Genomic DNA, 25,697 nt, shown 5'->3' with positions numbered 1-25,697 from the left:
TCCGACTGCCGGCGCAGAAGCGACCGGCGGCCCGGCGCGACGCTGGTCCCGGGCCTCGTTTCGACGGCCAGATTGGCTCCCGAGGTTTAAACGGAACGCTAAAACCAGCGCGATCTCGGCTGTAAAGCGTTGACGATGGCGCGATGGTCGCAGTAACGCCTCATGACTTTCTGAAACCTTGATGAAAACTTGCTGAAATGTGAACGCAGGCGTCGCAAGTTGAAAGACCTCGTTGAACGAGGCTTAGAATGATCCTGCTATCGTCCTGATATCGACGGCGAAGACGCGCGGACCATATCTCCGCAAGCGCGCAAGACCGCAGGGATCCACGGCAGGCAGGAGCCTCATGATGTTTCTCATCCGCACAGCGTTCTGGATTTCGGTGCTGCTGCTGGTGCTCCCGCTCGGCGGCGCGATGAAGGGCGACGGCCCGAACGCCGAGGAGCGCGCGTCGATCGACGCGATGGCGGCGCTTGCGGCGGCGGGCGCGACGATCTCGGACATGCGCAGCTTCTGCGAACGTCAGCCCGACGCCTGCGACGTCGGCTCCAAGGCGCTGCAGGTCATGAGCGACCGCGCCCGCAACGGCGCCGCGATGATCCAGGATTACCTCGGAAGCGAGGGCGCGGCGGCCACGCCGGCGAAGGCCGTTTCGACGACGACGGGCGGGCGCGACACGCTCACCCCCGCCGACCGCAAACCCTCCTGGCGCGGCCCGGCCTCACCGTCCGCCTGAGCTCGGCTTGCGGCGAAGGCGCGCGGAGACACTCGTTTTCCTTTGCAGACTGCGGGGGAAGCGACTACCTCGCAAGAGACTGACGAGGACGCGGCCGTGGCGCAGGACATCGACGAGATCATCGAGGGCTTCGAGTTCATCGACGATTGGGAGGAGCGGATCCGCTACCTCATCGAACTCGGCCGAGAACTTGCGCCGCTGCCGGACGCCGACCGGACGCCCGAGACCAAAGTCCAGGGCTGCGCCAGCCAGGTCTGGCTCGCGACCGACATCGGCGAGGGCGACAATCCCGTCCTCACCTTCCGCGGCGACAGCGACGCCCATCTCGTGCGCGGCCTCGTCGCCGTGATGGTCGCGCTCTACTCCGGCAAGCGGGCGCGCGACATCCTCGCGACCGACGCCGGCCAGGTGATGGAGCGCATCAAGCTGCGCGAGCACCTGACGCCGCAACGCTCGAACGGGCTCCGCTCCATGGTCGAGCGCATCAAGCGCGAGGCTGCGGCCGCGAGCCGCGTCGGAGCCTCGCACGCGGCGTCATGAGCCCTCGGCCGCGCCGTCGAGCGTCGGACGCGCGCCTTCCCCCCGCCACGCCGCGACCTTCCCGTCGCGGGCCGGACCTTCGGCAGCTTCAGCGTAGCCGTAGTGCCGCGCTAGCGCCTTGAGCGCGAACCCCAGCGCGAGCTTTCCGCCCCGCGCCGGCCAGCCCCGCTCCCGCTCCACCGCCTCGATGCCCTTCAGCAGGCAGCAGACGTCGACGAGCACGCCGCTGAGCTCCGGCCCGACGCCCGCGAGCGCTTTAGAGACCCTTCCCCGCGCGGCGACGACCGACTCGGCGAGATCGACGCCGACGCCCGCCCCACCGCGGCGGCCGCTCGCGATCGAGGCCTCCCAGTTCGCCGTCACGCGCGGCGTCATCTGGCCGCGCGTGAAATCGGCTCGCAGTCGCTCGCCCGCGAGGGTCTCGCTGGCGGAGATCAACGGACGCCCGTCACGGCCTTTGCGCCGCGCAAGCCAGGCCAGCGGGCTCTCGTCGAGATCGACGTCGACTTCGCGCGCGACGCCGTCGATCTCCACGAAGCGGCGGCCAAGTGTCAGATGCTGGGCCCGGAAGCCCTCGACCCCGCCGGTCTCGCGCGCCAGCCGGGCGCGTCCCGCCGCCGTGGCCACGGGCCGGCCTTCGACGTCTCGAACGGCCCAGCCTTCCGCGATCAGGCTGTCGACGCCGTTCTCCTCCCCGGAGCCGAGCGGCGCGTCGGCGACCACGCGCGCGAGCGCCCGCAGCATGGCAGGCGCGGCGCCCGCCCGCCCGGCGCCCGCTCCCTTCGCCTTGCCTGCTCGGCGCCGTCCAGACTGTCCATCCGCCATCTTCATCCTCCCACTATAGGATTTTGAGTTTGTATTAGGATTTTTTTCTTGTCTAGAGGATGCGTTTCGCCGACGCTGGGTTTCGGACCAGCATGGGAGACGACGCGATGAGCGAAGGCGGCCTGAAGAATGCGGGACGAAACGTGGAGCACGGACGGCGGGCGGCGGCGCTGCAGGCGGCGGCTGAGAAAGGCCTGGCGGCCGTCGTCCGCGCCGGCGCCGAAGCCTACGACCGGAGGCGCCATCTGCCGCGGCTGATCCCCTGCGCGCCGGGCGATCTCGAGACGCCGTCGCGCGAGACCCGACAGGCCATCGTCGACCGGCTCGCCGCAGCGCTGGAGGCGGAGCGCCGCAGGGGCCGCGCCCGCTGCTGGACCTACGATCTCAACCGTCACATCGCCCTGGCGCAGGCCTATGCGGCCGAGACGTCCGCGGACGGCCTCGCGTGAGATCGTGCAAACGAAAACGCCGCCCGGCGGGACCGGGCGGCGTCGGCATAAGGTCAGTCGAACCTGGGACTTAGCCGCGCTTGCCGCGCTGCTGGCCGAGGCCCATCTTCTTCGCGAGTTCGGAGCGCGCCGCCGCGTAGTTCGGCGCGACCATCGGGTAGTCCGACGGCAGGCCCCACTTCTCGCGATACTCTTCTGGGCTCATGTCGTACTGCGTGCGCAGATGGCGCTTCAGCGACTTGAACTTCTTGCCGTCCTCCAGGCAGATGATGAAATCCGAGGTCACGGACTTCTTCACCGGCACGGCCGGCTTGAGCGCCTCGGCGATCGGCTCGGACACGCCCGTCGAAATGCGCGCCAGCGCGCCGTGGATCTCGTTGATGAGGGCGGGAAGATCGGCCGGAGCGACCGAGTTGTTGCTGACGTAAGCCGACACGATTTCGGCGGCCAGTTCGATGTAGCTGTCAGAGATGGCGTCGTCGCTCATGTAATCCCGCATCCATGCGTTTTGCGCGGGCCTTGAGAGGCGCATCGGCCAGTCGCCGCGCTTTTGATGACGTGCTTGCTTCCGCTGGCGAACGCTTCGACTCAGGCGCTGATCCGACCGTCCCCGCAAGACTTCTCGCTAGATAGACAATCTGGGGCTAACAGGCAAGTTCTCCCACGGCGATCGGCATGTTTTGTTTGTGAACGCTTATGATGACTGCGGTTCGTCATGTCGGCGTCGCCAACATTGCGCCGCATTTCAATACGCCGCCCGCTTCTCCTTGCCGCTCTTGCCGGCTGTCGCTAGCGTGCGCCGCCCGCCTTCCCGGCGTTCCTGGCTTTGAGAGGCTGCCGTCATGACCTCCGTCGAAGGGCTCACCCCGCCGCGCGCGGAGCGTCGTCCGACCTCCCGCGCGTTCCACGGCCTTGCGCTGGTCGACCCCTACGCCTGGCTGCGCGCGGACAACTGGCAGGAGGTCATGCGCCGGCCCGAGGCGCTGCAGGCGGACATCCGCGCCTACCTTGAGGCGGAGAACGCCTACGCCAAGGCGCTGCTCGGACCGCTCGACCCTCTGAAGGAGACGCTGGTCGCGGAGATGCGCGGCCGGATCAAGGAAGACGATTCGTCGGTTCCCGTGCGCGACGGCCCGTTCGACTACGCGGTGCGCTACCGAACCGGCGGCCAGCATCCGCTGATCGTGCGCGCCCCCGCAGGCGGCGACGGGGCTGAGGCGCTCCTGCTCGACGGCGACGCGCTCGCGGAAGGCCGCGCCTTCTTTCAGTTCGGAAGCTGGAGCGCCTCGCCCGATCACGCCCTGCTCGCCTGGAGCGCCGACGACGCGGGCTCCGAGTTCCTGACCATCCGCGTGCGCGACCTCGCGACGGGTCAGGACCTCGCAGACGTCGTCCCCGACGCCACCGGCGCGGCGGTGTGGTCCGCGGACGGCGCCGGGTTCTGGTACGTCCGGCTGGACGCGCAGCACCGCGCGCTCGAGGTGTGGCGCCACCGTCTCGGGACCGACGTCGCGGCCGACGAGCTCGTCTTCCGCGAGCCGGAGCCCGGCTGGTTCGTCGGCGTCGAGGAGACCCGATCCGGCGCCTTCTGCGTCGTCACGATCTCCGACCACGACACCACCGAAGCCCATCTGATCGACCGGGCGTCGCTCGACAACGCCCCGCGCTTGGTGCTGAAGCGCGAAACCGGCGTGCGCTACGAGCTCGACCACCACCCCGACCTCGACGGCAAATCCGCGCTGATTCTACGGACCAACGCGGACGGCGCGATCGACTTCAAGCTTTCGGTGCTGCCGGCCGTCGCGCCGGACGCGGCTCCGGCCGTCGACCTCGTGCCGCACCGGCCGGGCGTCTATGTGCTCGACCACGCCGTGACCGCGCGCCATCTCGTGCGGCTGGAGCGCGAGGACGGCCTGCCCCGGATCGTCGTGCGCGCGCTGTCGGACGGCGAAGAGCACGCGATCGCCTTCGACGAGGAGGCCTATTCGCTCGGCGTCGCCGCCGGTCCGACTTTCGACGTGGACCTTACCCGCTTCTCCTATTCGTCGCCCGCGACACCGGCGGAGACCTGGGACTACGACATGGCGACGCGCGCGCGCACCCTGCGCAAGCGCCAGGAGGTTCCCTCCGGCCATGACCCGGACGCCTACGTGGTGCGGCGCATCCTGGCGCCGGCGCCGGACGGCGAGCAGGTCCCGGTCACGGTGGTGCACCGCAAGGGCCTCGCGCTGGACGGCTCAGCGCCATGCCTGCTCTATGGCTACGGCGCCTACGGCATCTCCATCCCGGCGTCGTTTTCGGGCGGACGGCTCTCGCTGGTGGACCGCGGCTTCGTCTACGCCATCGCCCACATCCGCGGCGGCACCGAGAAGGGTTGGGGCTGGTACCTCGATGGCAAGCTCGCGAAGAAGACCAACACCTTCACAGATTTCATCGCCGCCGGCGAAGCGCTGGTCGCGCAAGGCTTCACCGCCAAAGCCCGCATCGTTGCCCACGGCGGCTCGGCCGGCGGCATGCTGATGGGCGCGGTCGCCAATCTCAGACCCGATCTGTTCGCCGGCGTGATGGCGGAGGTCGCCTTCGTCGACGTGCTGACGACCATGCTGGACGACACGCTGCCACTCACGCCGCCGGAATGGCCGGAATGGGGAAACCCGATCCTCGACAAGGACGCCTTCGAGCGGATCCGAAGCTACAGCCCGATCGACAACGTCGCGCCGCGGCCCTACCCCGCCGTCCTCGCGCTTGCGGGCCTTACCGATCCGCGCGTCACCTACTGGGAGCCCGCGAAATGGATCGCCCGCCTGCGCGAGGCCACCACCTCGCGCAGGCCGATCGCGCTCCGCACCAACATGGACGCCGGCCACGGGGGAGCGTCCGGCCGGTTCGACCGGCTGGAGGAGGTGGCGCTGGCCTACGCTTTCGCGCTCGCCGCCGTCGGTCATCCGGACGCGGAGATCGTCGCGGACCGCTTCCCGACCGGCTGAGGGCGGCGGTCTGCTTGTCCGCCGTTTCGGGCTGCCGGGCCATGTGAGGCCGCCCGGCTTGAACGGGGTCGAGGGATTTCCCGCCGTCCCGGCCGCTTCCGCGGGGCGTCGGCTCCCGCCGAGTGCGAGCGCCTTTCGGCGACCTCAGACGGGCCGGTCGCCGCGCGACGGCCGCGCCGTATCGCGCGGGCCGCCCTCGAGGGCGGCGAGCGCCGCCTCGAACGGGTCTTCCGGTTCCGGCGCGGTTCGGCTCTCGGCGGAGGCCTCAGCGGTCTCGCCGGCCTCGCTCTCGGGCTGCGCTTCCGCTTGCGCAACGTGTTCCCCTTGCGCCTCGTTCGGAACGCCCTCGCCCGCGGCGGGCTCCGCCGGTTCGGAGACGTCCTCGTCCGGGACAGCGGCCGTCACGTCCGCTTCCGTCGTCCCGTCCAGTTCGTCGTCGAGGCGCCCCCGCGCGGCCAGGATGGTCGTGCGCAGATCTTCGATCGAGGCGAAGCGGCGGGCGCCGTGGTCCGTCTGGGCCTCGATCGAGCCGTCCTCGAAGAAGCGGTACATGACGCCGTTGTGCTCGCCCTCCCGGACGACGACCTCCGAGGGATCGTGTGCCGGCGTTTCGTCGGCTTCCGGCGCCGGGGGCGCGGGCTCGTCGACGCCCTCGTCCGCAAAAGGATGGGGCTCCGGCGACGGCTCGAACGCCTCCGCTGTCTCGACCACGGCCACGGCGGCGGTCGCCGCGATCGGCGCGACGGGCGCGCCCAGATCTGGCCCCGAGGACGAGGCGCCGCCGTCCTCGACCGTCTTGGCCTCGCGCCGAGCGCGAGCGCGGGCCAGCCACTCCGGAACACGCGCCTCCTTCTTGGCCGGCTCCGGCGCCTGTTCGGCGATCGGCTCCGGCGGGGGGGCGGGCTCAGCTTGGGGTTCGGGCGCGGCGGCGAGGTCCGGCTCGGCGGGCGCGACGACCTCCGCGGGCGGCTCGCTACGCTCGGCTGCGAACGGCGTCGGCTCCTCCTCCCGCGCGATCCGGGGAAGAGCGCCGCCGAGGATCGGCGCCACGACTGCCGGAGGCGCAACTTCGGGAGCCCGGACGGCGGCAGTCTCGTCCAGCGTCGGTTCGCGCCGCGGCTTCTGCGCCTTCACCACCGGCCGCGAAAGCGGAGGCGTGAACGGGCGCGCCTCAGGCGGGCGCGGCGCTTCCGCCGGCGGCTCCTCGCGGGGCGCCGCAGCCTGCACGACGCCAGGAAGGGCGCGCAGTTGGGCCGTCGTCGCGACCGCCCGCGTCAGCCGCTCCAGAGCGGCCACGACCGCGCCGAGGCCCAGCGCGAACACGCCGGACCCGGCAAGGCCGGCGGCGATGTCGAGGGTCGCGACCATACCGCCGGTCATCATCAGGAAGGCGCTCCACACCAGCAGAGCGGCTCCGAAAACATAGAGAACGACGGACATGCGCGGGACCTCCGTCCTCCGATTGATTCTCTCGCGACTCTCAGGCCGCCATGGTTATCGCCAGGTAAAATGCAGGACCGGGCCGCATTTTACATCGGAAATCCGCGTTCCACGTTGCCGGCGCCGAAGCCTCCGCCTATGTACCGCCGGCACGCTCCCGCGAACGCCGTCGTCGCGGCCGGACGCGAGAGCCCAGAGACCTTTCATCCTGGAGATTGCTCGATGTCGTTCAAGCTGCCCGAGCTGCCCTACGCCTACGACGCGCTGCAGCCCTACATGTCCAAGGAAACCTTGGAGTTTCATCACGACAAGCACCACAACGCCTATGTCGAGACAGGCAACAAGCTGCTCGAAGGCTCCGGCCTCGAAGGCGCCACCCTCGAGGAGGTCGTGAAGCAGAGCCATGGCAAGAACGCCCCGCTCTTCAACAACGCCGCCCAGCACTACAACCACGTCCATTTCTGGCAGTGGATGAAGCCGAACGGCGGCGGCGCGATCCCCGGCGCGCTCGAGAAGCAGATCACCGAGGACCTCGGCGGCGTCGAGAAGTTCAAGACCGACTTCCAGGACGCGGGCAAGGGCCAGTTCGGCTCCGGCTGGGCCTGGCTGGCGCTGAAGGGCGGCAAGCTCGAGATCATGAAGACCCCGAACGGCGAAAACCCGCTGATCCACGGCGCGGTCCCGCTGCTCGGCGTCGACGTGTGGGAGCACTCCTACTACATCGACTACCGCAACCGTCGTCCCGACTACCTCAAGGCGTTCATCGAGAATCTGGTGAACTGGGAGTACGTCGAGAAGCTCTACTCCGAAGCGAAGTGAGCCGATCGAACGACGCCCGGACGACAATATGCGGGGCGGCCTTCGGGCCGCCCTTTTTCGTTCGATCACATCCGGATTTCTACGGGTTGCGCGGAGTCGGGCGGTTTTGCTAAGCCTCCTAGTGAGAGGTAACCTCACACCCGCCAGAGAGATCCGGATGATCAAGCGCCTGCTCGCTTTCACGATCCTTGCGCTCGGTCTCGGGAGCAGCGGCGCGCTTCACGCCGACGGATCGATCGTCGAGCGGAGCCTTGAGATGCCGAGCGCGGCTCTCGGCCAACCCCTGCGCTACTCGATCTACCTGCCCGCCGGTTACACCGGCGAAACCAGACGTTACCCTGTTGTTTACCTTCTGCATGGTTTTGGCGGCGACGAACGCTCGTTCTTCGACGACGGCGACCTGCAGGACGTGGCGGACGAACTGATCGCAACGGCCAAGCTGCCGCCCTCGATCATCGTCACGCCGTCGGGCCAGAAAGGCTGGTACGTCGACAACGACGTCACCGGACGCTGGCAGACGGCGCTGCTCGACGACCTCATCGACGGCGTCGACGCGAAGTATCGCACCATCGTGTCCCGCGAAGGACGCGCGATCGCGGGATACTCCATGGGCGGCTACGGCGCGCTGCGCTTCGCGCTGCTGGAGCCCGACCGCTTCGTCGCCGCGGGCAGCCTTTCCGGCGCGCTGTTTCCGGATGTCAAATCAGCGAGCGACTTTCCCGCGTTTCAGCTCGGGCTGTTCGGGCGGGCCTTTGGCGCGAGCTTCGATCCCAAGGCGTTCAACGCCGCAAGCCCGTGGCGCAGCCTCTCGACCAACGCCGCAGCCGCCGAGGCGCCCGCGCTCTACATGAGCGTCGGCGACGACGACATCAAAATTCTGCTGGCTGGCAACAACGCCTTCGATCGGGCGCTGGCCACGGCCAAGATCCCGGTGACCTACCACGTGGTTCCGGGCCAGCATAACTGGAAGCTCTGGTCGTCCGAACTCGCGCCGATGCTCTCGTTCATCGGCGACCGCCTCGAGGAGGCGACCCCGGTCGCGACCGCGAACCCGGCCAAGCGCGTCGCCGACCGCGTTGAGGCCGCCGCAAAGGTCGAGCGCGTGGGCGGCCCCGCCATGCCCGCAGCGCCCGTCGTCCAGCCCAAGACCCCGAGCAAGGCGACGATCCTGGCGCGGCCCTGAGCGGCGGCCGTCGTTCGGCGAAAGACGCAACATCCAGCAATTGTGATTTGACGTAGGGTAAAATTGCCCGGCGAGCGCCGGGCGCATCCCAACGACAGCCGGCGCATCGAACGCCGGCGCTGGAGAAACGTCTCATGCGCACCGTCACTCTGTTTGGCGCAGGCGTCGCCGCAGCTTTGGCTTTCGGTTCCGCCAACGCCGCCGAGGTCACCCGCAGCATCGACATCGCGGCTCCCGCGAAGAAGGTCTGGACCACGGCGTCCCCCGACTTCTGCGGCATCGGCACATTCCACCCCGCGATCGAGAAATGCGTTCTCGCCGACGGCGGGAAGACCCGCACGCTGTCATTGAAGGGCGGCGGAACGATCGTGGAAAAGCGCCTGTCCTGGAGCGCCAAGACGCGCAGCTACAGCTACGCGATCATGGAAAGCCCTCTGCCTGTCGCCGACTACAAGTCGACGTTCACGGTGAAGGCGGACGGCAAGAAAGGCTCCACCGTGCTCTGGACATCGACGTTCACGCCGAAAGGCGCGAGCGAAGCCGACGCCAAGAAGGCCATCGACGGCATCTATTCCAGCGGACTCGACGCGCTGAAGGCGAAGCTCTGACACTTGCGAGGGGCGCGCCGCCGCGGCCGCCCCTCGCCCGTCATTCCGCCGCCTGCGCGCCGGCGTAGCCGAGCCGGTCGTTGAGCTGGTCGATCAGCCCCCGCGCGGCGTCCGCCACCACCGTGCCGGGCGGGAAGATCGCGGAGGCGCCGCCCTCGCGCAGGGCGGGATAGTCGACCGGCGGAATGACGCCGCCGACCACGATCATGATGTCCTCGCGGCCTTCGTTCTTCAGCGCGTCGCGCAGCGCCGGAACCAGCGTCAGGTGGCCCGCCGTCATAGACGAGATGCCGACGATGTGGACGTCGTTCTCGATCGCCTGCCGGGCGGCCTCCTCCGGGGTCGCGAACAGCGGGCCGATGTCGACGTCGAAGCCGAGATCCGCGAAGGCGGACGCGATGATCTTCTGGCCGCGGTCGTGGCCGTCCTGCCCGACCTTTGCGACAAGGATGCGCGGCCTCCGGCCGTCCGCCCGCTCGAAGGCCGCGACGAGCTTCTGCACCTCTTCGATCGAGCCCATGTTGCGGGCCTCCCGCTTGTAGACGCCGGAGATCGACTTGATCTCGGCGCGATGGCGTCCGAACACGTTCTCCATCGCAATGGTGATCTCGCCAACGGTCGCCATCGCGCGCGCCGCTTCGATCGAGAGCGCCAGGAGATTGCCGTCGCCGCGCGCGCCGTTCTCGAGCGCGGTGAGCGCCGCCTCGACCTTGGCGGGGTCGCGCTCCGCGCGCAGCCGCTCGAGCTTGGCGAACTGCGCCGCGCGCACCTCGGCGTTCTTGATCTGGCGGACGTCGAGCGTCTCGTTCTTCAGCACCTTGTAGGCGTTGACGCCGACGACGGTCTGATCGCCGCTGTCGATGCGGGCCTGCGTGGTCGCCGCGGCCTCCTCGATCCGAAGCTTCGGCACGCCGGCCTCGATCGCCTTGGCCATGCCGCCGAGCCGGTCGATCTCGGCGATGTGGGCGAGCGCCTTGGTCGCGAGGTCGTGGGTCAGCTTCTCCACATAGGCCGAGCCGCCCCAGGGATCGATGAAGCGCGTCGTGCCGCTCTCCATCTGCAGCACCAGCTGCGTGTTGCGCGCGATGCGGGCCGAGAAGTCGGTCGGCAGCGCCAGCGCTTCGTCGAAGGAGTTGGTGTGCAGCGATTGAGTGCCGCCCTGGGTCGCGGCGATCGCCTCCAGCGTGGTGCGGATGACGTTGTTGTAGACGTCCTGCGCGGTGAGCGACCAGCCGCTGGTCTGGCTGTGGGTGCGCAGGGGAAGCGACTTCGGGTTCTTGGCGCCGAGATCCGTCATGAGCTTCGTCCAGATCAGGCGCGCGGCCCGCATCTTGGCGATTTCCATGAAGACGTTCATGCCGATCGCCCAGAAGAACGACAGGCGGGGCGCAAAGCGATCCACGTCGAGGCCGGCCGACAGGCCCGCCCGGACGTATTCCGCGCCGTCGGCCAGGGTGTAGGCCAGCTCGAGGTCGGCCGTCGCTCCGGCCTCCTGCATGTGATAGCCGGAGATCGAGATCGAGTTGAATTTCGGCATGCGCTGCGAGGTGTGCGCAAAGATGTCGGCGACGATCCGCATCGAGGGCGCCGGCGGATAGATGTAGGTGTTGCGGACCATGAACTCCTTCAGAATGTCGTTCTGAATGGTTCCGGCCAGCTTCTCCTGCGGCACGCCCTGCTCTTCGCCCGCGACGATGAACAGCGCCAGCACCGGCAGCACGGCGCCGTTCATCGTCATCGAGACGGTCATCTTGTCGAGCGGAATGCGGTCGAACAGCGTCCGCATGTCGTAGATCGAGTCGATCGCGACGCCCGCCATACCCACGTCGCCGGCGACGCGGGGGTGATCGCTGTCATAGCCCCGGTGGGTGGCGAGATCGAACGCGACGGACACGCCGGTCTGCCCGGCGGCCAGGTTCGCGCGGTAGAACGCGTTCGAATCCTCGGCGGTGGAGAAGCCGGCGTACTGGCGGATCGTCCAGGGCTGCGACGCATACATCGTCGGATAGGGGCCGCGGATGAACGGCGGAAGGCCGGGCCAAGTGTCGAGACCCTCGAGTCCCTCCAGATCGCTCGCCCCATAGACCGGCGGCACGACGATCCCTTCCGGCGTGGTCCAGGGAGCGGCGGCCGCCGAAGGCGGCGACGTCTCGGGGCGGCGCCAGTCGATCGCGGAGAAGTCCGGCAGACGAGCGGTCACCAGACGCCTCCCAGGGTCGGCGCGGTTTGAGCGGACGCGAGCGTCGTCGCGTCGTGAAGAACCGCAAGCGCGTCGTCGCCGGCCGCGACGAAACGGCTGACGCCCGCCGCGGAAAGAGCCTCGGCCCCCTTCTTCGGGCGGCCGGCGAGCCAGACAGCGGCCCCGGCCGCAGCGAGCGCTACGACGAGGTCCGGTCCCGTCTCGGCGTAGCCGTCGTCTGCGCCGCAGACGATCGCGAGTTTCGCGCCGGTCTCCGTCCAGGCCGCGACGTTCGCGGCGGTCGTCGCGCCCAAGGGACTGTCGATCGCCATCAGGCCGCCGGCCGCCAACAGGTTGCGGACGAAGCCGGCCCGCGCCGAATGCCTGGCGATGGGTCCGACCAGGGCGAGATAAACCGTGGGGCGCGGGCTCGCGGCCTCGTTGACGGCGCGCAGGCGTTCGAAAGGCGCTGCGACGCGCTCAAGGTCCAGCGGAGTCGCGGAGACGCTCGGCTTCGAAGCCGACGCCGCGCGCACGTCCGCGAACGAAGACCCGGTCAGGAAGGCGGCGACAAGAGCGTCGAAGCCGGCGACGTCCTCGCTGATCTCATCACCGATCGGCGCCACCTGCGGCGACCGCGATATCTGAGGAGGCGACGCCGACGCGTAGAGCGTTTCTGCGGCCTCCGGAAACTCGCTGACGCCCACCACGGGACTGCGCCGGGTCGCGACGGCAGCGCGGCGCCGGGCGCGGGCGTCCGCGATCTGGGTCTGCCAGGATCCGGACGTCAGCGCCTGGAGCAAGCCGCCTTCCCGTTCGATCTGCTGAAACAGCATCCAGGCCGTCTCCGCGAGAGCGTCGGTCAGGCCGTCGATCGCGCCCGCGCCCGCGGCCGGGTCGGCCACGCGGTGAGCGTTGCTCTCCTCCAGGATGATCGCCTGGGCGTTCCGCGCCAGCCGACGCGCATCGGCGTCCGCGGTCCCGAGCGCGTCCGTGAAGGGCCGCACTGTGACCGAGTCCGCCCCGCCGACCCCCGCCGCGAACGCCGCGATGGTGGTGCGGACGAGATTCGTGTGCGCCGCGCGCTCGCTCATCATGCGCCGCGAGGTCTCGGCATGGATGTGCACGGTCCTTTCGGGAAGCCCGCTCTCTCTGCGCCAGGCGGCCCAGAGGAGCCTCGCCGCGCGGAGCTTCGCGATGGTGGCGAACTGGTCAGCGTCGCAGGAGAACGCGAAGGACATGGCGTCCGCCGCTGTTTCGAGGTCGACGCCGTTGGCGACCAGCGCGCGCACATGTTCAGTCGCGGAGGCGAGCGCGCCCGCGAGTTCCTGCACGTCGGTCGCGCCCGCGCCGTGGGCGACGCGGGCGTCGATCGAAAATACCGGCCCCGTGAAGCCCCGCGCCCGCAGACCTTGGACGACGCCCGCCACGCGCGCGCCCATGTCGCTCCACGAGCGCGGCAGCGTGCCGGTGCGAACGAGATCGCGCAGGAGATCGACGCCGAAGCAGATGTAAGTGTCGGAGGGAGGGACGCCGCGCCGCTCGATCAGCGCCGCAACGAGCGCGGCCGCGGTGCGGCCCTCGAAGGGCACGACCTCGAGATAAAGCGGCGCCAGGTCCAGCAGCACGCCGTCGAGCGCCTGATCGAGCCGATCCAGCGTGTCGGCCGCAACGCCATGGCCGTCACCCGGCGTCAAGAAGGCGAGCGCCAGCCCGGACGCGCCATTGTTCAGGTCTTCGAGCGCCTGCGCGTTCGCCGCCGCCGGGTCGGGGATGTCTATGCGGCTGAGAGCGATCCAGCGCGAGCCCGGCGCGCGGCCCGGAATCGGAGACGGCGCGCTCCGGGGGCGAATGGCCGCGACGGCCACGCCGTCCATCGTGCGGTGGTGGATTACGGAGTCGAGCGGGCGCCCCTTCAGGGCCGCCTCGGCCGCCGCACGCCAGTCGTCTTCGGTCGCAGTCGCGAAATCTGCGGCGAAAGATGTGGCGACGCGCGTCATCGCGGCCTCGGTCGTTTGGTTCGTCATGCCTGTCTCAACTTAGGGGGACGGCCGGACCGTGCCATAGCGCCGCCTCCGCGCCATGATGGACAATCGGATGATACGCTGCGCCGCAGCACTCGCGTGCGCAGCCGCGACGGAGGGCGGCATGATTGGCGCTTCAGGGCCTCGCGACTTTCCTGTTTACGTGTTCGACGCGTACGGGACGCTGTTCGACGTGCATTCGGCGACGATGCGGCACGCCGCGCTCATCGGCCCCGACGCCCAGGGCCTGTCGGATATCTGGCGCACGAAGCAGCTCGAGTACTCCTGGGTCTACGCGTTGATGGGCGCCTACCGTGACTTGTGGAGCCTGACGGAGGCCGCGCTCGGCGGCGCGGATCGGCGGACTGCCGGTCGAGGCGCGACGGGCGTTGCTCGCCGCTTACCTCGAACTGTCGGCCTATCCCGAGGTGAAGAACGTCCTGCGCGAGTTGAAGGCGAACGGCGCCAAGACGGCGATCCTATCCAACGGCTCGCCCGACATGCTGGCCTCCGCCGTTGGGGCGGCCGGTCTGAGCGATCTGCTCGACGCGACGCTCTCGGTCGACGGGCTGAAGACCTACAAGACCGACCCTCGCGCCTATCGTTTGGCGGAGGAGCGGTTCGGCGTCTCGCCGCACGAGATCTCATTCCAGTCGTCGAACCGCTGGGACGTCGCAGGCGCCGCGGCGTTCGGGTTTCGCGCCGTCTGGGTCAACCGTACGGACGCGTCCGACGAATACGCCGACTTTCCGCCCGCGCGCCGGATCTCAGACCTGTCAGGCCTGTTGGCGACGTGATCAGAACGAGATGCCGAGCCGCGCGCGGCCGGCATGCGTCGCAAACCCGTCGCGCGCGCCGTAGTCGTAGCTGAGGCTCATCTCGACGCCCTCGGCGAGCGCCGTGCCGAGGCCTACGCCGCCAACCACCCCACGGCCGGTCGGCTGGCCCTTCCACGACTGCCGGATGGCCCCTGTCGCCCGGGATGTCGCGCGCAGCGCGTCCGTGCTGAAGCCAAGCATCTCGTCCGCGCCGACGAAGGCCTGCAGCTCCACCTTGTGCGACCGGTCGATCCGGAACGCGCGCGTGGCCTTGAGCCGGAACGAGCCGATGGCCGCCTGCGCATGCCGCGACTTGTAGGAGAAGGCGTTGTCTCCCCCACTTTCGCGGTAGCCTGAAAGAGCGTTGGCGGAGAGCGCGACCCCAAGCGTGGGCGAGACCTTGACGCCCCGCACCGAAACGTCGCCCCCGACCTGCGCCGCGCTCCGAGCGTTTCGGCTGACCGAACGGCCGAAGGTGCGGGACTCGTCCGGCCCGCGGTCGATCGCGCGAAAACCCACGATCGATCCGCCGAACAGAAGCTTCGCGAACAGCGAGCCCCGCTTCACCCGTCCGTAGACGTCGACGTGCTGGGATAGGGTGCCGCCGCTGAGGTCGCCGGACGAGACGTCGCCCGCCCCGCCGCCGGCCATGACGCCGACCACCACCCCGTTGGAGATTTCCCGGTCGACGCCCAGCCGCAGCTGAGACGACGATCCGCCATAGCCCATGCGAGCGCCCTGCTCCGCCTGCCCATAGGAGGCGGCGCCGACGTCCACGAAGGTTTTGACCGCCGGCAACACGGCGGTCTGCTCCTTCCGATCGGCGTCGAGACGGGTGAAGGCCGCCTCGGTCTCCGCATGCCCAAGGAAGATCCCGGCTTCGACCAGAGATTGGTTCGTGCGCAGGTCGTCGGCGAGGCCCGGTCGCGGGGCGAATAGCCCGGCGATAACGCCGAGCGCGAGCCCGGCGAGGCGATGTCCATTCATATCCGTTGCTCCGAAACGCAGGCCTCGGGCGGCCCGCACGGCGCGCCGAGGCATGTCCTTTTCGCAACTGCAGTATGAACGAACGTTCAGAAATCGCGACCCCTGCGGGGTCACGAACGTGTTAGGCGGTATTTAGTTGGGGCCCCTGTGATCCAAAAGACTCAAGGGCCCCTCGCGTCTCAACCTGCAAGCGCAGCCAGTATCCGGATCCAGGAGCGCACGCCCTTCCGAAAACTCTCGAGGTCGTACTTCTCGTTCGGCGAGTGGATGCGGTCGTCGTCGAGCGCGAAGCCGATCAGGAGCGTGTCGAGGCCAAGCGTGCGCTTGAAGTCGCCCACCACCGGAATCGATCCCCCCGACCCGATGGTCACCGGCGCCACGCCCCACTCGTCGGCGAGCGCCGCGCGCGCCTTGGCGAGCGACGGGCTGTCAAAGGGAAGCTGGATCGCCTTCGACCCCTTGTGGCCTTCGAACTCCACCGAGCAATCGGCCGGCAGCCGTTCCCGCACGAAGGCGCGGAAGGCCTGCTTCACCTTCGAGGGGTCTTGGTCGCCGACGAGGCGGAACGACACCTTGGCGCGCGCCTCGGAGGCGATGACGGTCTTCGCGCCGGCTCCTGTGTAACCGCCCCACATGCCGTTCACGTCGCACGTCGGCCGGGACTGGATCTGCTCGATCACCATGCGGTCGCTTTCGCCCGCAGGGATCGACAGCCCGATGGGCCCGAGGAACTTCGTGGCGTCGAGACCAAGGGCGCGCCACTCCTCGCGCAGGGTGTCCGGCACGACGGGCACGCCGTCGTAGAACCCAGGCAAGGTCACGCGGCCGTCGGCGTCGTGGAGATCGGCGACGATCTTCGACAGCACGTGAAGGGGGTTCCGCGCGGCGCCGCCGTACATGCCTGAGTGCAGGTCGCGGTCCGCCGCGCGGACGGTGATCTCCTCATAGACCAGACCGCGCAGCGAGGAGGTGATGGCGGGCGCGCCCTCCCCCCACATGGTCGTGTCGCAGACCAGCGCGACGTCGGCGGCCAACTCGTCCTTCGCCTCGTCGAGGAAACCCGGGAGATTGATCGACCCGCATTCCTCCTCGCCTTCGAGCAGGAGGGTGACGCCGACAGGCAGTTCGCCCGTCGCGGCCTTCCAGGCGCGACACGCCTCCACGAAGGTCATCACCTGACCCTTGTCGTCGCTGGACCCGCGGGCGACGATGATCTTCTTGCCCTCCTTCGTCGTCGCGATCCGCGGCTCGAACGGCGGCGTCTCCCACTTCTCGATCGGATCGACCGGCTGCACGTCGTAGTGGCCATAGAACAGCACGTGCGGCGCCCCCGCCTTCGGCTGCTTCGCGAGCACCACGGGATGGCCCGGCGTTTCACGCAACGCGGCGTCGAAGCCGAGCGTCGCAAGCTCACGCTTCAACCAATCGGCGGTCTCACGGCAGCCGTTCCGGTAAGCAGGATCGGTCGAAATCGACGGGATGCGGAGCAGCCCGAACAGCCGATCGAGACTTTTCTCAAGGCTGTCGTCGGCGGCCGCGAGGGCGCGATCGAGATCGGACATGGGATATCCTTCAGCTTCGGCGCGAGGCGCCGGTCAGGCGAGGTCGGTGTGGGCGAAGTCGTCGCCCTTGTAGAGCAGGCTGACGCCATGCGCCTTGGCGCAGGCGTAGGCGAAGCAGTCGCCCATGTTGAGTTGCGCCGGGTGGCCCGTGCCCTTGCCGTAGCGCGCGTGGGCTTCGATGGCGAGGCGGCCGACCTCGGCGGTCACGTCGATCACATCGATCGCCGTCTGATGCACGAGGTCCAACGCGTAGCTTCGGCTTTCAGTCACCGCAACGCGTTTGCGCGAGGCGACAGCCAGAGCCGTCTCGTAGATTGCGATCGCCGACGTTAAGCGCTGCTGGCTCCCTACGAGCCGCGAACTCAGGTCGTTGGCTTCGGGCTCTCGCAACAGGATGGCCGTCAGCGCGGATGCGTCGACGAAGACGCCCTCACTCATCGTTCAGTGAATCCCAAAACGCCTTGTCGAGGACGACTCCGGGATTGTCGGGATAGGCCGCCACCCGCTGCTGGATCGCTGCAATCGCCGCCAAGCGCCGCTCCCTCTCGGCGCCGGCTGACGCTTCAACTAGCGCTTGTTCGCAAGCCCGGCGGATCGCTTCCGTCAAACTGGTCCCGTTGGCGGCGGCGAGTTTGCGCACCACGCGGTCGGTTTCGGGGTCTCTGACATGAAAGGCCATGGCGTCTACACTCCACCCCAGCCTTGTCTAGATCGCATGCGGCCCTGCGGTTTTCAACTCATCGCCGCAGCAGGCTGCCCAGCACCCCGCGCACGACCGCGCGGCCGACCGAGCTTCCAACCGAGCCCGCGACCGACTTGCCGATCTGGGCCGCGATGTTGCCGGCGGTCTGATTGACGATCGTGCGCGTCACGTCGCGGGCGATCGACTGCCCCGGCGACAGCGTCTTGCGCGTCCCGCCGCCCGTTCCGAAGATGCTCTTGAAGATTCCGCCGATGCCGCCCGCGTCTGCCTCGACCGCGGCCTGATCGGCGGCGACCGTGTCCTGCGCCTTCTTCGCCAGCATCTCGTAAGCGGACTCGCGGTCGACCGCCGTGTCGTACTTGCCGGCGAGAGGGGAGTTCTGGATCAGGCCGCGCCGCTCCTCCGCCGTCACGGGCCCGATGCGGGCCGCCGGCGGGCGGATCAAGGTCCTTTGCACGATCGACGGAACGCCCTTCCCCTCAAGCATCGAGACCAGGGCTTCGCCGACGCCAAGCTCGGTGATGACCTGGGCCGTCTTCAGCTCAGGATTCGGACGGAACGTCTCGGCGGCGGCCTTCACCGCCTTCTGCTCGCGCGGCGTGAAGGCGCGAAGCGCGTGCTGGACGCGGTTGCCGAGCTGGCCCGCCACCTCCTCCGGCACGTCGATCGGGTTCTGCGTCACGAAGTAGACCCCGACGCCCTTGGAGCGAATGAGCCGGACGACCTGCTCCACCTTGTCGATCAGCGCCTTCGGCGCTTCGTCGAACAGTAGGTGCGCCTCGTCGAAGAAGAACACGAGCTTCGGCTTGTCGAGGTCGCCGACCTCCGGCATCTGTTCGAACAGCTCCGAAAGCAGCCACAACAAGAACGTCGCATAGAGCCGCGGGCTCGACATCAGCTTGTCGGCGGCGAGGATGTTGATGACCCCCCGGCCGTCGCGGCTGGTGCGCATGAGATCGCCCAGTTCCAGCGCGGGCTCGCCGAAGAAGGCGTCGCCGCCCTGCGTCTCGAGCACCAGCAACTGACGCTGCACCGCCCCGACCGTCGCCCTGGCGACGTTGCCGTACTTGGTCGTCAGCGTCGCGGCGTTCTCCGCCACGTAGCCCAGCAGCGCTTGCAGGTCCTTCAAATCCAGAAGCAGCAGGCCCTGCTCGTCCGCCACGCGGAAGACGATGTTGAGCACGCCCTCCTGGGTGTCGTTGAGGTTCATCAGCCGCGCCAGGAGCAGCGGTCCCATCTCCGAGACGGTGGCGCGGATCGGGTGGCCCTGCGCGCCGAACAGATCCCAGAACACCACCGGGAACTGGTCGTTCACGTAGGGCTCGAGGCCGATCTCCTGGGCGCGCTTGAGGAGGAAGTCTTTCGGCTCGCCCTTGGCGGCGACCCCCGACAGGTCGCCCTTGATGTCGGAGGCGAAGACCGGCACGCCCGCGTCCGAAAAGCCTTCCGCCAGAGCCTGCAGCGTGACCGTCTTGCCGGTGCCGGTCGCGCCCGTGACGAGGCCGTGGCGGTTTGCGAGCTTCAGCTCGAGACTTTCCGCCTTCACCCGCTTGTGGCTGGCGTCAAAACTCGCGCCGATGAAGATCTTGCCCTCGTCGAGCATTGCGTCTCACTCCTCCTCGCCGGTTCGGCCGGCGCATCGGGCGGAAGGTGGCATGACCGCATGGCGTCACCAAGGGTGGCCATCCGTCGATAGGTCCGCTTGTCATCGCCGCCCGCAGGTGGTCTCTATCCGGCCGACAAAAACCATCCTCGCGGGGCCCCATGGACGAACTCGTGACGCGGCTGTCGACGGCGGCCCACATCGACGCCGCGACGGCGACGGCGGCCGTGAAGGCCATCCTCGTGTTCCTCGACAAGGAGGCGCCCGCGGACGCCGTCGGCGACCTGATGGACGCGCTGCCCGGTTCGCGACAGGCGCTGTCCGACGCGAAAGCCGCGAACGGCGAACCCGAGGGCTTCGCCGGCTTTGGCGCGATGGCCGCGTATCACGCCCTTACCGCGGTCGGACTTTCCGGCTCGGAGGTCCAAGTCGTGACCAAGGAGTTGCTGGCCCACGCCCGCGAGAAGGCCGGCGAGGAGACCGTCGGCCGTATCGTAGGGTCCATCCCCGGCCTCGAAGCCTTCATCTAAGGCCCTGGAAGCCCATCGCTGGGGTTTGGTTCTGCGTTGAGTGGCGTTCCCCGCATAATCTTAGGGCGAGCGCGCCCGACCGGCGCCAAACGACGAGCGGAGGGTTCATGCCCTATTCCATTCTGCAGATCGAGGGCGTCGGCCCCGAGAGCGCAGAGCGGCTCAAGAAAGCGGGGGTGCGAACCTCCGCGACCTTGCTCGACCGGGCCAAGGACCCCAGAGGCCGGAAGACGCTCGCCGCCGCCACGGGCATTCCCGAAAGCCTGATCCTGAGCTTCGCCAACAAGGCTGATCTCATGCGGGTCAGAGGGGTCGGCGGCGAATACGCAGACCTGCTGGCGGCCGTCGGCGTCGACACGGTGAAGGATCTGAGAAACCGCAACCTCACGAACCTGGCGAAGGCCATTCGTGACGTGAACGCCCGGCGCAGTCTGGTGCGCCTCGCCCCATCCGAAAAGGTCCTTGCGAAGTGGATCGGGCAGGCGAAGGCCCTGCCGCCGGTGATGACCTACTGACCGGGCGGCGCTTTTGAATCATGGGCTCGCGCCCTAAGACATGGGTCCGTCCCGCCCCGGAGGCTTCCGCCCATGACTATTCAACGCGCGCCTTTCGGCGCGGCCCGTTTGTTCGATCGCGCCGGCGGCCCGCGTGTGATGGGCATCCTGAACGTCACCCCGGATTCATTCTCTGATGGGGGGCGCTTCGCCGCGGTCGAGGGCGCGGTCGCGCATGCCGTCAGGATGGCCGGCGACGGCGCAGACATCGTCGACATAGGGGGCGAATCAACCCGGCCCGGCTATCAGCCGGTGGACGCCGAGGAGGAAATCCGCCGTGTGGTTCCGGCGATCCGCGCCGTGCGCGAAGCCCTCGATCTGCCGATCTCGATCGACACCATGAAGGCTTCCGTCGCGGCCGCCGCGCTCGAGGCAGGCGCCGACGTCGTCAACGACGTCTGGGGGCTGCAGCGCGATCCCGACATAGCGCGCGTGGCCGCCGAGCATGGCGCGCCCGTCGTGGTGATGCATCACCGCACCGAGGTGGACCCGGCGCTCGATATCGTCGAGGACATGAAGGAATTCCTCGGGCGCTCGATCGACATCGCACTGAAGGCGGGCGTGCCCGATCACGCCATCGCGCTCGATCCCGGCGTCGGCTTCGGCAAGACGACCGCGCAGAATCTGATCGCCATTCAGCAGGTCGGCGCGCTCGCCGGGATGGGCTTTGCGGTGCTGCTCGGGACCTCGCGGAAATCCCTTATCGGGCACATCATCCAACGTACGCCGGAAGAGCGCGTGCACGGAACGGTCGCGACCTCAGTCCTCGGCTGGGCCGCGGGCGCGACTCTGTTCCGCGTCCACGACATCCGCGAGAACAGGGACGCCTTGCTGGTGGCGAAGGCCGTGCTCGACGCGTGACGCGGCCTTGCCGTGCTGTTACACGCCCAGGCGACGGCGGAAGCCGAGATGGGGCCGGGCGGCGCTCATGGCGCGCCCAAAGCCGGCCTGGGCGGAGCCAACGAGCTCAATGGCGTGGCCGCGGCGCGAGAGCGCCGCGTCGCCGGTCAAGCCGGCCCAGAGCTGCATGAGCTTGCCCTTGATCTGCTTCCCTTGACCTTCGATCCGATCCGCGTTCATCAGGGTGTCTCCGCCGCCGAAATGGTTTGAAACATTGATTTGATAGGTGAACGCCGACGAGGCGATGACAGTTCACGCCCGCCACGACGATTTCGGACTTCGCCACGACTTTTCGCTCGGTCGCAGGCGCGCCGACGGGCGGTTAGCGTCCCCCGCGTTCCGTCCCACGCCTTCAAGGATCCTCGTGCCGCCCTCCGCTCCCCCTCAGATCGCCGACGTTCCCGCCTTTGCAGCCCGCATCCGCGCCGGCGACCGCGCCGCCCTCGCCCGGGCGATCACGTTCGCGGAGTCGCGCCGCCCCGATCACCAGGCCGCGGCGCGCGCTCTGGTGCAGGAGCTCCTGCCGGACACGGGCAAGGCGATCCGCGTTGGCGTCACAGGCGTGCCGGGCGTCGGCAAATCGACCACCATCGACACGCTCGGAAGCCGGCTCACCGCCAAGGGGCACAAGGTGGGGGTGCTCGCAGTCGACCCGTCCTCGACACGCACCGGCGGATCCATCCTCGGCGACAAGACGCGGATGCAACGGCTCGCCATGGACCGCGCCGCTTATGTGCGCCCGTCCCCCTCGGCGGGGACGCTCGGCGGCGTCGCGGCCAAGACGCGGGAAAGCATGCTGCTGATGGAGGCGGCGGGCTTCGACGTGATCCTGGTCGAGACGGTCGGAATCGGCCAGTCGGAGACCACCGTCGCCGATATGACGGACGTCTTCTTGGTGCTGATGCTGCCGGGCGCCGGCGACGAACTTCAGGGCATCAAAAAGGGCGTGCTGGAGATCGCCGACATCATCGCTGTCAACAAGGCGGACGGCGCGGGCGCCGGCCCCGCGAAGGCCGCCGCCTCCGACTACGCCGGCGCGCTGCGCATCCTCAACGCCCAGGGCGGCGCCTGGACGCCGGAGGTGCTCACCGTCTCCGGCCGCGAGGACCAGGGCCTCGACGCGCTTTGGGCCCGCGTGGTCGCCTGCCGCGACCTGCGCGCGAAGGCCGGCGAACTCGCGAAGCGCCGAGAGGGCCAGCAGGTGCGGTGGATGTGGACGATGGTCGAGGCCCGGTTCCGCGAACGCCTCGCCGACGATCCGCGGCTCGCCGAGCGGGTGCCCGCGCTTGAGACCGCGGTCGCGGGCGGCGAGCTCGCCCCGACGCTGGCCGCGGACGAGATCGCGAGGATGCTCGGTTTCTGAGCCTCGCTCAGATCGCGGTGAAGCCGTTGTCCACGAACAGATGCGCGCCGTTGACGAAGCTCGCGTCGTCGCTTGCGAGGAACAGCGCGGCCTTCGCCACCTCCTCCGCCTCGCCGATGCGCCCTTGAGCCGCCGCGATCGCGGCGTCGGACGTGTCGACGCCGAGCCGCTGAAGGTCGGCGACCTCGCGCAGTCCATGGGGCGTGCGGATGAAACCGGGGCACACCGCGTTGCAGCGGATGTTCCGGTCGCGGAACTCCACCGCGATGGCGCGCGCGAACATGTGGCAGGCGCCCTTGGTGGTGTCGTAGAGCACCTCCATCGGCGTCGCCGCCACCGCCGAGATCGACGACGTGCAGACGATCGAGCCGCCGCCCGCCGCGATCATCCCCGGCAGCACGGCCTTCGTCATGAGGAACATCGACCGCACGTTGACCGCGTGCAGCCAGTCCCATTCCGCGACCGTGGTCTCGAGGAACGGCTTTATGACGATGGTGCCGGCGTGATTGAACAGCACGGTCGCAGGGCCGAAGCGTTCAGTCACCGCCGCAACGGCGGCCCCGACCGCAGCCTCGTCCGACACGTCGGCGACGAAGGCCTCCGCCACGCCGCCCTCGGCGCGGATGGCCGCTGCGGTCGCCTCCGCGGCCTCGCCGTTGAGATCGACGATCGCGACCTTGGCGCCTTCCGCCGCGAACAGGCGCGAGGAGGCCCCGCCCATGCCCGTCGCCCCGCCGGAGACAATCGCAACCTTGTCCTGAAGCTTTCCGGGCATGGGGTCAGTCCTTCGCGGCGGGGGATGAGGCGCCGCCTTCGGCGCCGAGCATCCGGTGTGCCGCGAGGTCCGGCCGATGGCAACCGTGGGACGACCGTGGATCTGGAAGGGCCGTGACGTCCCAGGACCGGACCTTACGCCCTCAGCGCCGCCCGCGCTTCGCGACCAAGCGCGAGCAGCGCCGTCGCGGCGATCGTCTTGGCGTCGAGGCCGGCTTCGGCGAGCTGAAGCTCCGGCTTATCGTGGTCCTGGAAACGGTCCGGCAGGGTGAGCGTTCGGATTTTCAGCCCGCGGTCGAGCGCGCCCTCGGTCGCGAGCAGTTGCAGCACCATGGCGCCGAAGCCGCCGGTGGAGCCCTCCTCCACCGTGACGAGCACCTCGTGTTCGCGGGCGAGCCGGAGAATGAGGTTGCGGTCGAGCGGCTTGGCGAAACGGGCGTCTGCGACAGTCGTGGAGACGCCGCGCAGGCCGAGCTCCTCGGCCGCCTCGCGAGCCGCGGCGAGCCGCGGTCCAAGCGACAGCAACGCCACGGTCGTGCCTTCGCGCACCACGCGTCCGCGTCCGATCGGCAGGGGCTGGCCGCGCGTCGGCATCTCGACGCCGACGCCTTCGCCGCGTGGGTAGCGGAACGCGCTCGGACCCTCGTCGTAGTCGGCCGCGGTCGCGACCATATGGACGAGTTCGGCCTCGTCCGCCGGCGCCATCAGCACGATGTCCGGCAGGCAGCCGAGATAGGCGATGTCGTAGGCGCCGGCATGGGTCGCCCCGTCGGCGCCGACGAGGCCGGCGCGGTCGATCGCGAAGCGCACCGGCAGCTTCTGGATCGCGACGTCATGCACGACCTGGTCGTAGGCGCGCTGCAAAAAGGTCGAATAGAGCGCGCAGAACGGCTTGAGACCTTCGGTGGCGAGACCCGCCGCGAAGGTGACCGCGTGCTGCTCCGCGATGCCGACGTCGAAGGTGCGGGCGGGAAACGCTTGGGCGAACAGGTCGAGGCCCGTGCCGCCCGGCATGGCCGCGGTGATCGCGACGATCCGGTCGTCGTCGCGCGCCTCGGCGATCAGGCTCTGGGCGAAGACCTTGGTGTAGCTCGGCGCGTTGGCGACCGCCTTGGCCTGGGCGCCGGAGACCACGTCGAAGGCGGAGACGCCGTGGTACTTGTCCGCGGAGGCTTCCGCCGGAGCGTAGCCCTTGCCCTTCTGGGTGACGACATGGACGAGGATCGGCCCCTGGTCCGCGTCGCGCACGTTCTTCAGAACGGGCAGCAAGTGCTCGAGGTTGTGCCCGTCGATCGGGCCGACGTAGTAAAAGCCGAGCTCCTCGAACAGCGTGCCGCCCATGGCGAGGCCGCGGGCGTACTCCTCCGCCCGCGCGGCGCCGCGCTCCACGAACTTCGGCAGCCGCTTCGCGAGCCCGCGCCCGATCTCCCGCAGCGAGAGATAGGTGCGGCCGGACACGAGCCGAGCGAGATAGGCCGACATGGCGCCGGTCGGCGGGGCGATCGACATGTCGTTGTCGTTCAGGATGACGATCAGGCGCGAGCCTGCGGCCCCGGCGTTGTTCATCGCCTCGTAGGCCATGCCCGCGGACATGGCGCCGTCGCCGATGACGCAGACGACGCGGTTGTCCGCGCCCTTCAGGTCGCGCGCCACGGCCATGCCGAGGCCGGCCGAGATCGACGTAGAGGAGTGTCCGGCGCCGAACGGGTCGTATTCGCTCTCGGAGCGCTTGGTGAAGCCGGAGAGCCCCCCGCCCTTGCGCAGGGTGCGGATGCGATCGCGTCGGCCCGTCAGGATCTTGTGCGGATAGACCTGGTGGCCGACGTCCCAGATCAGCCGATCGGCCGGCGTGTCGAACACGTGGTGCAGCGCGACGGTGAGTTCGACGACGCCAAGGCCCGCTCCGAGATGGCCGCCGGTGACGGACACGGCGTCGATCGTCTCGCGGCGCAGCTCGTCGGCAAGTTGCGGGAGGCGGTCTTCGGGGATCCGCCGCAAGTCCGACGGAACATGGACGGCGTCGAGCAGGGGCGTCGCGGTCGGCTCGGTCACAGCGTGCGTTAACCTCGAGATTGAGCTTCGAGCGTTACACCACCGTCAGAAGGCGCGCAAA

24 protein-coding genes and 1 pseudogene are annotated in these 25,697 nt (G+C 69.0%); 12 read left to right on the top strand and 13 right to left on the bottom strand.

The features are described 5' to 3' along the window. Positions 1–346 precede the first annotated feature (346 nt). Together K244_RS21250 and K244_RS0101395 are read left to right on the top strand one after the other, a co-directional pair. Positions 347–736 carry a DUF5330 domain-containing protein gene (locus K244_RS21250; protein ID WP_020184452.1) on the top strand — a complete coding sequence of 130 codons (390 nt, stop codon included), beginning with the start codon at positions 347–349 and terminating at the stop codon, positions 734–736. A 96-nt stretch (positions 737–832) separates the two neighbouring features. Continuing rightward, on the top strand, positions 833–1,276 hold the full coding sequence (locus K244_RS0101395) for a SufE family protein (protein WP_020184451.1): 444 nt from the start codon (positions 833–835) through the stop codon (positions 1,274–1,276). Here K244_RS0101395 and K244_RS24375 read toward each other — a convergent pair. Further along, entirely contained in the window at positions 1,271–2,101 is an 831-nt protein-coding gene (locus K244_RS24375) for a DUF6456 domain-containing protein (RefSeq protein WP_346430342.1), read from the bottom strand. The genes K244_RS0101395 and K244_RS24375 overlap by 6 nt on opposite strands. Before the next feature lie 107 nt (positions 2,102–2,208). On the opposite strand from K244_RS24375, the gene K244_RS21240 reads away from it, so the two are divergent. Next, complete coding sequence (locus K244_RS21240) at positions 2,209–2,550, top strand: DUF6477 family protein (RefSeq protein WP_020184449.1); 342 nt, start codon at positions 2,209–2,211, stop codon at positions 2,548–2,550. A gap of 70 nt (positions 2,551–2,620) precedes the next feature. Here K244_RS21240 and K244_RS0101380 read toward each other — a convergent pair whose 3' ends face one another. Next, positions 2,621–3,037, bottom strand: coding sequence for a MucR family transcriptional regulator (locus K244_RS0101380; protein WP_024816249.1), 417 nt, complete (start codon positions 3,035–3,037; stop codon positions 2,621–2,623). Positions 3,038–3,392: 355 nt separating this feature from the next. Here K244_RS0101380 and K244_RS0101375 point away from each other — a divergent pair, with 355 nt between their 5' ends. Continuing rightward, positions 3,393–5,537 (top strand): S9 family peptidase, encoded by a 2,145-nt coding sequence (locus K244_RS0101375; protein ID WP_020184447.1) that lies wholly within the window; start codon positions 3,393–3,395, stop codon positions 5,535–5,537. A 144-nt stretch (positions 5,538–5,681) separates the two neighbouring features. On the opposite strand, the gene K244_RS0101370 is transcribed toward K244_RS0101375, so the two are convergent. Further along, positions 5,682–6,977, bottom strand: a complete 1,296-nt coding sequence (locus tag K244_RS0101370) for a hypothetical protein (RefSeq protein ID WP_024816248.1) — start codon at positions 6,975–6,977, stop codon at positions 5,682–5,684. A gap of 222 nt (positions 6,978–7,199) precedes the next feature. Here K244_RS0101370 and K244_RS0101365 point away from each other — a divergent pair, with 222 nt between their 5' ends. From K244_RS0101365 to K244_RS0101355, 3 genes are all read left to right on the top strand, one after another. Next, the gene (locus K244_RS0101365; RefSeq protein WP_024816247.1) at positions 7,200–7,796 is read left to right on the top strand and encodes a superoxide dismutase; all 597 of its coding nucleotides are present in this window, start codon (positions 7,200–7,202) and stop codon (positions 7,794–7,796) included. Positions 7,797–7,953: 157 nt separating this feature from the next. Continuing rightward, positions 7,954–8,979 carry an alpha/beta hydrolase family protein gene (locus K244_RS21235; protein ID WP_020184445.1) on the top strand — a complete coding sequence of 342 codons (1,026 nt, stop codon included), beginning with the start codon at positions 7,954–7,956 and terminating at the stop codon, positions 8,977–8,979. Between the two features lie 134 nt (positions 8,980–9,113). After that, on the top strand, positions 9,114–9,587 hold the full coding sequence (locus tag K244_RS0101355; protein ID WP_020184444.1) for an SRPBCC family protein: 474 nt from the start codon (positions 9,114–9,116) through the stop codon (positions 9,585–9,587). Between the two features lie 40 nt (positions 9,588–9,627). Here K244_RS0101355 and scpA read toward each other — a convergent pair whose 3' ends face one another. Continuing rightward, positions 9,628–11,787, bottom strand: a complete 2,160-nt coding sequence (gene scpA, locus K244_RS0101350; protein WP_020184443.1) for a methylmalonyl-CoA mutase — start codon at positions 11,785–11,787, stop codon at positions 9,628–9,630. Continuing rightward, on the bottom strand, positions 11,784–13,793 hold the full coding sequence (locus tag K244_RS0101345; protein WP_020184442.1) for a methylmalonyl-CoA mutase family protein: 2,010 nt from the start codon (positions 13,791–13,793) through the stop codon (positions 11,784–11,786). The genes scpA and K244_RS0101345 overlap by 4 nt, the downstream gene beginning before the upstream one ends. 121 nt (positions 13,794–13,914) lie before the next feature. On the opposite strand from K244_RS0101345, the pseudogene K244_RS21230 reads away from it, so the two are divergent. Then, positions 13,915–14,587: pseudogene (locus K244_RS21230) on the top strand (haloacid dehalogenase type II). On the opposite strand, the gene K244_RS0101335 reads toward K244_RS21230, so the two are convergent. The 5 genes from K244_RS0101335 to K244_RS0101315 all read right to left on the bottom strand — a co-directional run bounded on the left by K244_RS0101335 (position 14,588) and on the right by K244_RS0101315 (position 19,463). Next, the gene (locus tag K244_RS0101335; RefSeq protein WP_020184440.1) at positions 14,588–15,595 is read right to left on the bottom strand and encodes an autotransporter domain-containing protein; all 1,008 of its coding nucleotides are present in this window, start codon (positions 15,593–15,595) and stop codon (positions 14,588–14,590) included. A gap of 179 nt (positions 15,596–15,774) precedes the next feature. Further along, positions 15,775–17,157, bottom strand: coding sequence for a M20/M25/M40 family metallo-hydrolase (locus K244_RS0101330; protein WP_020184439.1), 1,383 nt, complete (start codon positions 17,155–17,157; stop codon positions 15,775–15,777). A gap of 33 nt (positions 17,158–17,190) precedes the next feature. Next, positions 17,191–17,595: a type II toxin-antitoxin system VapC family toxin gene (locus K244_RS0101325; protein WP_020184438.1), complete on the bottom strand. Its 405-nt coding sequence runs from the start codon at positions 17,593–17,595 to the stop codon at positions 17,191–17,193. Then, positions 17,588–17,836 carry a type II toxin-antitoxin system VapB family antitoxin gene (locus K244_RS0101320; protein WP_020184437.1) on the bottom strand — a complete coding sequence of 83 codons (249 nt, stop codon included), beginning with the start codon at positions 17,834–17,836 and terminating at the stop codon, positions 17,588–17,590. The genes K244_RS0101325 and K244_RS0101320 overlap by 8 nt, the downstream gene beginning before the upstream one ends. A 58-nt stretch (positions 17,837–17,894) precedes the next feature. Continuing rightward, the gene (locus tag K244_RS0101315) at positions 17,895–19,463 is read right to left on the bottom strand and encodes a helicase HerA-like C-terminal domain-containing protein (RefSeq protein ID WP_020184436.1); all 1,569 of its coding nucleotides are present in this window, start codon (positions 19,461–19,463) and stop codon (positions 17,895–17,897) included. Between the two features lie 161 nt (positions 19,464–19,624). On the opposite strand from K244_RS0101315, the gene K244_RS0101310 reads away from it, so the two are divergent. The 3 genes from K244_RS0101310 to folP all read left to right on the top strand — a co-directional run bounded on the left by K244_RS0101310 (position 19,625) and on the right by folP (position 21,408). After that, positions 19,625–19,993, top strand: coding sequence for a hypothetical protein (locus K244_RS0101310; RefSeq protein WP_020184435.1), 369 nt, complete (start codon positions 19,625–19,627; stop codon positions 19,991–19,993). Positions 19,994–20,100: 107 nt separating this feature from the next. Next, positions 20,101–20,508, top strand: coding sequence for a DUF4332 domain-containing protein (locus tag K244_RS0101305; protein WP_020184434.1), 408 nt, complete (start codon positions 20,101–20,103; stop codon positions 20,506–20,508). Positions 20,509–20,646: 138 nt separating this feature from the next. Further along, positions 20,647–21,408 carry a dihydropteroate synthase gene (gene folP / locus K244_RS0101300; protein ID WP_245259724.1) on the top strand — a complete coding sequence of 254 codons (762 nt, stop codon included), beginning with the start codon at positions 20,647–20,649 and terminating at the stop codon, positions 21,406–21,408. A gap of 18 nt (positions 21,409–21,426) precedes the next feature. On the opposite strand, the gene K244_RS0101295 is transcribed toward folP, so the two are convergent. Then, complete coding sequence (locus K244_RS0101295) at positions 21,427–21,627, bottom strand: CsbD family protein (protein ID WP_020184432.1); 201 nt, start codon at positions 21,625–21,627, stop codon at positions 21,427–21,429. A 184-nt stretch (positions 21,628–21,811) separates the two neighbouring features. Here K244_RS0101295 and meaB point away from each other — a divergent pair, with 184 nt between their 5' ends. Beyond that, complete coding sequence (meaB, locus tag K244_RS0101290) at positions 21,812–22,810, top strand: methylmalonyl Co-A mutase-associated GTPase MeaB (protein ID WP_020184431.1); 999 nt, start codon at positions 21,812–21,814, stop codon at positions 22,808–22,810. Positions 22,811–22,817: 7 nt separating this feature from the next. Here meaB and K244_RS0101285 read toward each other — a convergent pair whose 3' ends face one another. Together K244_RS0101285 and dxs are read right to left on the bottom strand one after the other, a co-directional pair. Then, positions 22,818–23,585: an SDR family oxidoreductase gene (locus K244_RS0101285; RefSeq protein WP_020184430.1), complete on the bottom strand. Its 768-nt coding sequence runs from the start codon at positions 23,583–23,585 to the stop codon at positions 22,818–22,820. A 134-nt stretch (positions 23,586–23,719) separates the two neighbouring features. Next, on the bottom strand, positions 23,720–25,636 hold the full coding sequence (gene dxs, locus K244_RS0101280) for a 1-deoxy-D-xylulose-5-phosphate synthase (RefSeq protein WP_020184429.1): 1,917 nt from the start codon (positions 25,634–25,636) through the stop codon (positions 23,720–23,722). Positions 25,637–25,697 lie beyond the last annotated feature (61 nt).

It is taken from the genome of Methylopila sp. 73B (genome assembly GCF_000526315.1).
Taxonomy (GTDB): domain Bacteria; phylum Pseudomonadota; class Alphaproteobacteria; order Rhizobiales; family Methylopilaceae; genus Methylopila.
The sequence above is the reverse complement of the archived record's forward strand: the minus strand, read 5'-3'. Positions and strand labels throughout refer to the sequence as shown.

Bases quoted from the DNA above. Each gene is read 5' to 3' on its own strand.
- K244_RS21250 (WP_020184452.1), top strand. From the start codon at position 347: ATGATGTTTCTCATCCGCACAGCGTTCTGGATTTCGGTGCTGCTGCTG.
- K244_RS24375 (WP_346430342.1), bottom strand. From the start codon at position 2,101: ATGGCGGATGGACAGTCTGGACGGCGCCGAGCAGGCAAGGCGAAGGGA.
- K244_RS21240 (WP_020184449.1), top strand. From the start codon at position 2,209: ATGAGCGAAGGCGGCCTGAAGAATGCGGGACGAAACGTGGAGCACGGA.
- K244_RS0101380 (WP_024816249.1), bottom strand. From the start codon at position 3,037: ATGAGCGACGACGCCATCTCTGACAGCTACATCGAACTGGCCGCCGAA.
- K244_RS0101375 (WP_020184447.1), top strand. From the start codon at position 3,393: ATGACCTCCGTCGAAGGGCTCACCCCGCCGCGCGCGGAGCGTCGTCCG.
- K244_RS0101370 (WP_024816248.1), bottom strand. From the start codon at position 6,977: ATGTCCGTCGTTCTCTATGTTTTCGGAGCCGCTCTGCTGGTGTGGAGC.
- K244_RS0101365 (WP_024816247.1), top strand. From the start codon at position 7,200: ATGTCGTTCAAGCTGCCCGAGCTGCCCTACGCCTACGACGCGCTGCAG.
- K244_RS21235 (WP_020184445.1), top strand. From the start codon at position 7,954: ATGATCAAGCGCCTGCTCGCTTTCACGATCCTTGCGCTCGGTCTCGGG.
- K244_RS0101355 (WP_020184444.1), top strand. From the start codon at position 9,114: ATGCGCACCGTCACTCTGTTTGGCGCAGGCGTCGCCGCAGCTTTGGCT.
- K244_RS0101345 (WP_020184442.1), bottom strand. From the start codon at position 13,793: ATGACGAACCAAACGACCGAGGCCGCGATGACGCGCGTCGCCACATCT.
- K244_RS0101335 (WP_020184440.1), bottom strand. From the start codon at position 15,595: ATGAATGGACATCGCCTCGCCGGGCTCGCGCTCGGCGTTATCGCCGGG.
- K244_RS0101330 (WP_020184439.1), bottom strand. From the start codon at position 17,157: ATGTCCGATCTCGATCGCGCCCTCGCGGCCGCCGACGACAGCCTTGAG.
- K244_RS0101325 (WP_020184438.1), bottom strand. From the start codon at position 17,595: ATGAGTGAGGGCGTCTTCGTCGACGCATCCGCGCTGACGGCCATCCTG.
- K244_RS0101320 (WP_020184437.1), bottom strand. From the start codon at position 17,836: ATGGCCTTTCATGTCAGAGACCCCGAAACCGACCGCGTGGTGCGCAAA.
- K244_RS0101315 (WP_020184436.1), bottom strand. From the start codon at position 19,463: ATGCTCGACGAGGGCAAGATCTTCATCGGCGCGAGTTTTGACGCCAGC.
- K244_RS0101310 (WP_020184435.1), top strand. From the start codon at position 19,625: ATGGACGAACTCGTGACGCGGCTGTCGACGGCGGCCCACATCGACGCC.
- K244_RS0101305 (WP_020184434.1), top strand. From the start codon at position 20,101: ATGCCCTATTCCATTCTGCAGATCGAGGGCGTCGGCCCCGAGAGCGCA.
- folP (WP_245259724.1), top strand. From the start codon at position 20,647: ATGGGCATCCTGAACGTCACCCCGGATTCATTCTCTGATGGGGGGCGC.
- K244_RS0101295 (WP_020184432.1), bottom strand. From the start codon at position 21,627: ATGAACGCGGATCGGATCGAAGGTCAAGGGAAGCAGATCAAGGGCAAG.
- K244_RS0101285 (WP_020184430.1), bottom strand. From the start codon at position 23,585: ATGCCCGGAAAGCTTCAGGACAAGGTTGCGATTGTCTCCGGCGGGGCG.